3 protein-coding genes and 1 pseudogene are annotated in these 5,908 nt (G+C 39.9%); 1 reads left to right on the top strand and 3 read right to left on the bottom strand.

The genetic code is table 11. From position 1 onward, the window contains the following. Positions 1-105 precede the first annotated feature (105 nt). Positions 106-405: pseudogene (locus tag IM500_RS22905) on the bottom strand (hypothetical protein); the annotation flags it as partial. A gap of 592 nt (positions 406-997) precedes the next feature. On the opposite strand from IM500_RS22905, the gene IM500_RS22910 reads away from it, so the two are divergent. After that, entirely contained in the window at positions 998-1,528 is a 531-nt protein-coding gene (locus IM500_RS22910) for a universal stress protein (RefSeq protein ID WP_002796513.1), read from the top strand. On the opposite strand, the gene IM500_RS22915 is transcribed toward IM500_RS22910, so the two are convergent. Continuing rightward, positions 1,518-3,677 carry a ComEC/Rec2 family competence protein gene (locus tag IM500_RS22915; protein ID WP_287739597.1) on the bottom strand — a complete coding sequence of 720 codons (2,160 nt, stop codon included), beginning with the start codon at positions 3,675-3,677 and terminating at the stop codon, positions 1,518-1,520. The two genes, IM500_RS22910 and IM500_RS22915, sit on opposite strands and share 11 nt — an antisense overlap. Positions 3,678-3,734: 57 nt before the next feature. Further along, entirely contained in the window at positions 3,735-5,549 is a 1,815-nt protein-coding gene (sppA, locus tag IM500_RS22920) for a signal peptide peptidase SppA (protein ID WP_287739598.1), read from the bottom strand. Positions 5,550-5,908: the final 359 nt, after the last annotated feature.

A 5,908-nucleotide genomic window follows, 5' to 3' on the forward strand; every position in this document is an offset into this window, starting at 1 on the left:
CTTCGTTTTTGGGTCTGATTTGTGTTTGTTAATGATCAGACAGTACCTGATGAGCCTTTCTTTGTCAACTCTTGAGGTTGATGCGTTTCATTTTTGAATTGGCGAATCTTGCCCTAATCTTGACCAAGAGTGACCGGCAATAAAATGGCCGAACAGAAATTCAAAACCCACTGTTAATACTAACCAAATTAAACCGATAGTAATTGCTTGGCTGGACGATTCTAGACCCCAAAAATAGACAAGAGTGCCAATATAAAGGCTAAAAAAGAGGATTCCTGTCAGGGTAGAAATTTGATGAGCGCGTAGTTCATCGAGATATTTTCCGTAGGTGGTTTCTCGGAGGATACCGTTACTAACTCCTATTGGGACCATCGGGAGCCATGCGACAATGTAGCGACTAATCATAAGTTGTTGGTTTAGAACTCGCTCTAATTGGATTATATACTGCAGCTGCCCTTGGCAAAGGCTGCATCTCAATTTGGTCGAAATATCTAGAGGACATTTTGGGCGCACGCGGTGCGCCCCTACCATTGGCGCGATAATATTATACTAAATCCGTTGAGTATAGGCTACTTATAGAGGGGAGGCACTCATGCAACAGGCAAGAGGCAAAAGGGGAAATAAATAATCAGTTTTTAATAACCAGATTTAGTATTATTTATTGTAGGGGCAAATTGCATTCGCCCTCTTTGAATAGCTTCTGCTTAAAAACGGATTTGGTGTTAAAAAGGTTAAAAAGGCGTGTAAAAGAACTGACATTGTATTTGTCAGAGATTGACAGAGAGAGCGGACAGGGGGTGACAGTGGGGTAAATTGTTAATTTTTTTGGGTATTTAGCTACATCATCCGAAAAATGTCACACTAGAGGTAGAGGAGCGTCAACTATCAGTCATCAGCTTTCGGCAATTTTTGGCTATTTCCCCGGGGTATTGCTGGCAGCCGATGGGAAAAAGCAACTTCAACCCTGACGTTATCTGCTATCGAGGAGGCTAATTCTATGAATAATACGGAAACACTCTCAGTCGATCGGGATACCAACAAACTCTATAATAAAATTCTCGTGGCTGTGGATTATCAAGATGTCACTCCAGAGGTATTGAATACGGCTATTCTCTTAGCGAAAACCTACGCTAGTGAGTTGCGGATTATTTATAGTCTGTCTAAACCTTTGACTCCCTACACGGAAACTTTTATTTATGGTAATCTGATCGGTTATGGTGGCGGTTATCCCCCCGATATGATCGCCTTAGAACAACAAATCACCGAAGAAATGCAAGCGGAATTACAAGCTTGGTTAAACGGTTTAGTCGATCGAGCTAAGGAGGATAATATCATAGCCCGGGCTGATTATTATATCGGTGATCCGGGCCAGAAAATTTGTCAAGTTGCCCAGCAAGAAGGGATAGATTTAATTATTGTTGGTCGTCACGGTCGATCGGGTTTATCTGAGTTAATCTTAGGTAGTGTTAGTAATTATGTGGTACATCATGCTCCCTGTTCAGTTTTGGTAGTACACATCACTCATTAATTAGAAAGGGTTGAAATCCATTTTTTGCTGTCCATTGAATCGCTCCATCTCTCCCGGTCCAGTAAGTCTTAATCCGGGCCTTTCTCAGTTGATTTTTGGCATTACGGGAGAGATTGGCAGTAACAGCGATCGCTGTTTGAGGTCGAATTGACTCTAACCATTGTTTATCTAGATTACTTCCCTGCCATAATAACACTAGGGGGCTGAATTCTTGGGATAAATTAACGGGAATTTTCGGGTTGATAATCCATAGCCAAGATTGATTTTTTACCTGAAATTTAAATAAATTTTTCTCGAGCAATTGTCCAGTAATTTCGCCGAGATTAAATTTTTCTAACTGGGATAAAGTAATAGTTTTTTTGATTGGTATGTCCTCACTGATAGTTGAGAATTGCGCCGAATTATTGACGGTTATTGCTCCTTGTATTTGATTAATTCCCTCCTGTCGCAAAAAGGGCAAAACTGTATAACGTGCTGTTGCGGGTTCCTCCCCATTAATTAAGAGAGTATTTCCTCGATTTTGAATAATTATTACTGGTTGCGATTTGGTGGCTAAAACTGTCACCTGAGTTAAAGTCAAATGTTGATAAATAATCGGTATTAAAATTAAAGTGAGGATAAATAAACTGACTAAATGCCACCGTTGACGAAACCAGAGGTTGCAGCAGATTAAGGTAAGGCAAATATAAATAATTAACATCACTCCTAAAGATAATTTACCTGTGGAGTAGGTACTAAAAGGAAGCAGACTAAAAAAGGTGGTAATTTGCAGTAATAACTCTAGAGGGTAATAGAGAATACTAGAGCTGATACTGCCCAAAGGGGGATAAATTAAGCCTAAAAAGGCAGTAAAAACTCCTCCTAAACTAATCAGGGTAACTAGGGGAGTTGTGATAATATTAATGGGGATATTATAAAGAGCGATCGAGTTAAACGTAAACATTAATAAAGGCATAGTCCAGAGAGTGGCAGCTAGACTAATAGCTATAGGTTCAGCGATTAAATTAGGAAAATAGTCAATTTTATTTTTCAGTAAAGGAACGGTAATAATTAATCCCAAAGTCGCTAAAAAACTTAACTGAAATCCTAAATCCCAAATCCAGAGAGGTTGCCATAATAATAGAATTGTAGCCGCTAGTAACAGGGAGCCTAAACTATTAACTTGTCGATTATAAAGCAGACCGATTAATGCCCCAATTCCCATCAAAATCGCCCGCAGCACTGAAGGTTGTAACCCAGTTAAAGTGCCGTAAATTATTAAGATAGTAAGGGCAATAATAAACTGTTGTTTGGGGGATAAATTGCGAGTAATAGTTAAAACAAATCCCAACAAAATAGCCACATGAAAGCCAGAAGCTGCTAAAATGTGAGCTAATCCAGTTTTAATAAATAAATCAGTGATTTTTGCTGGCAAATTAACCGCTTGTCGTCCGAGGGTAATCGAACTTAATAAAGTCCCTTTTTCCTTGCCTAGTCTTTGAATTTGTGCCTCAACAATGCGCTGACGAATCTGCCAAATTCCCCAAGTTGGTGATTTTTTATCGATAATTATTTCCCCTTTTAAACCAGCAAAAGCACCCTGACGCGCCAGATAATTAGCAAAGTCAAAAGCATTGGGATTATTGGCACGACGGGGACGATAAAGTAATCCTTTAATTGTTATTTCTTGTCCGGGATAAACCTGATTTCCTCCTAGATTTGGTAGAGTAACGTAGAGTTTACCTGTGGATTTTTCTGTCGGTAAATTCTTGAGGCTAAATTCTTTTACTTCTAACCAAAATTGTAAATTTTCTCGGCGATTGAGACGAATTTCTGATATAATACTGCCTGTGATTTCAATAGAGTTAACCACATTATTTTTTAAAAGATGACTGATATCATTCCCAGCGGGGTAAGGAGTACGAATTTCTAGATAAACAACGGCAAATATAGCTATTAATCCCCCCATCAGCCAAATTTTTCTAGGGGGACTTTGCCACCAAAAACGACGGATAAAAATCGTGGTTAATAGGGTAATTAGACTAAGAATAACAATTCTAATTACCACTTCTTGCCATCGGTTTAACTGGGGACTAAAATCTACCAGACCTGTAGATAACAATCCCAAAATATAGGCTAAACCGAGAATAACGCTATTAGGGCGATTCATAGAAATTTTTGTCGTCAAATAATTTCAGAATTAGCGGGCATTATTTTTACCTAAGTATCAGCGAAAATCGAGATTAAAAAGTAACTTAGCATAAACACTATGGGGATCGTTAAATGTAGGTAACTTCAATAATTCCTGCTGAAAATTTTGCCATTCCTGCGTCAAAGGGTGATTATTTTTAGTTAGAGGAGGAAGATAGGTTTGCAAGAAATTAGAGACAAGTTCTTCTTGCCAACTTTGCGATCGAGGATATTCTTTAAGACTCCAATCATCTCCTAATTTAGCTGTTTTGGCTGCGTATTGTACTGCCGCTTCTAGGCCACCGATTTGATCAACTAAACCAATTTTAACCGCATCTTTTCCCGTCCAGACGCGACCTTGGGCCACAGTTCTTACCTTGTCTGGGGATAGTTTTCGCCCCTTGGCTACCGTCTCGATAAATAAATCATAGAACCGATTAACTGCCGCTTGATAAATTTCTAATTCTTGGGGATTTTTCGGTCTGGTAATAGTAGATAGATCGGCTAATTGTCCAGTTTTCACCGTATCCCAATCGATGCCATTATTATTAGCAATCTTCTGGATATTTAACAATAATCCAAACACACCGATCGAACCAGTAATTGTATCATTATCGGCAAAAATTCTTTGACCACCCATCGCAATCCAATAACCCCCAGAAGCTGCCACATCACCCATAGAAATAATTACTGGTTTTTTCGCATCTAAACGCTTAATTTCTCGCAGAATCACCTCGGAAGCGGTGGCACTTCCCCCCGGACTATTAATTCTCAAAACTACCGCTTTTACCTCCTCCTTCCCTTGTAATTTTCGCAATTCCTTCGCCAATTTATCCCCACCGATTTCGCCTCTATCTCCCTGACCTTCTACGATTGTCCCTTCTGCATAAACTATCGCTATTTGATCGCTACTATCTCCCCCATCATCATCGAGAGAACTAGCATAATTAGCTAAAGAAATTTGCGAAAAGGAGCCAGAGTTTTCCTCCTGATTAGTTTTATTTTTTGCTTCTCCTGTCAAATCCTTTGCTAAAACAATTACTCGATCTAAATGGGCCACTTCATCAACAAAACCCGCCTTTTTCGCTGTGGTTGCTTCCAGAATACCTTGAGTATCAGAAATAGTTTGCACCTGTTGGGGTGTTAAATTGCGACTTTTGGCCACTGTGGAACTATAATTAGACCAAATTGTATCGAGTAGGGTTTGCAGCTGCTGACGATTCTGGACACTTAAATCCTGACGCGTATAGGGTTCCACCGCACCTTTAAAAGAACCCACTTTTACCACTTGTACCCCCACACCATATTTTTCTAGTGCATCGGCAAAAAAGGTTTGTTGACTACTTAAACCATTAATTTCCATTCTCCCCACGGGATTAATAATCACCTTTTCAGCAACGGAAGCGAGATAATATTCCTTTTCCGTCCATTCCACATCGTAGGCGATAATTTTTTTACCCGATTGGCGAAATTTTGCCAAAGCTTGCCGCACTTCCGTCAGGGTAGCATAGCCATATTCACCGACATTGTTGCGACCGTAGAGTAACAGACCGACAATACTATCATCAAGGGCGGCCTTTTCGATCGCCGCTATCACCTGTCGTAAATTTAAAGTGGTCCGACTCTCACTGGTCAAACTATCGGCTAAACTTGAACTAGGGGGAGCATCGCTGATATTGGTGGCTAAGTTAAAAACTAAGACTGATTTTTCCTTAACTGAGGAGCTATCGCTAGAAATCAGGAAAGAAAGCAGTAAAAATGCTAATCCCCCCACACCTAGGGACGAAAATACCAATAATCCCAATAAAGTTCCCAAGCAACTAGCGAAAGTTTGTTTAAAAAACTGACCCATCGGTTTTCATCTACTACTAATTATCCTGTTTCCTATTGTAGGGATTCCCCGCCCAGAAACAAGTTTTTTATCTGACTGCCTGACACATCTTGGTGAATCACCGACAGGTTAAGACACGGATGCGAGAGAACCAAATTCGGTCAAAGAAATCTTGTTTAGCTGGCTTTGAAGCAAAAATTGGTTCGAGGGATGAAACCCTTATAGAGAAAGATAAGTAGGTAGGCACAATTATTTGTAGGATGGGTTAGCGGTAGCGTAACCCATGCGGGCGTTGGGTTTCATGCTTCAACCCAACCTACGTTCATTTTATATTTAATTCCACCCCCCTACTTATTTGGCGATTTTTGTCAATTGTTTTC

Origin of the sequence: Microcystis sp. M179S2, from assembly GCF_020245805.1 — a bacterium.
Lineage (GTDB): Bacteria > Cyanobacteriota > Cyanobacteriia > Cyanobacteriales > Microcystaceae > Microcystis > Microcystis aeruginosa.

Excerpts from the sequence above, each read along its gene's own strand:
- IM500_RS22910 (WP_002796513.1), top strand. The coding sequence starts at position 998 with ATGAATAATACGGAAACACTCTCAGTCGATCGGGATACCAACAAACTC.
- IM500_RS22915 (WP_287739597.1), bottom strand. The coding sequence starts at position 3,677 with ATGAATCGCCCTAATAGCGTTATTCTCGGTTTAGCCTATATTTTGGGA.
- sppA (WP_287739598.1), bottom strand. The coding sequence starts at position 5,549 with ATGGGTCAGTTTTTTAAACAAACTTTCGCTAGTTGCTTGGGAACTTTA.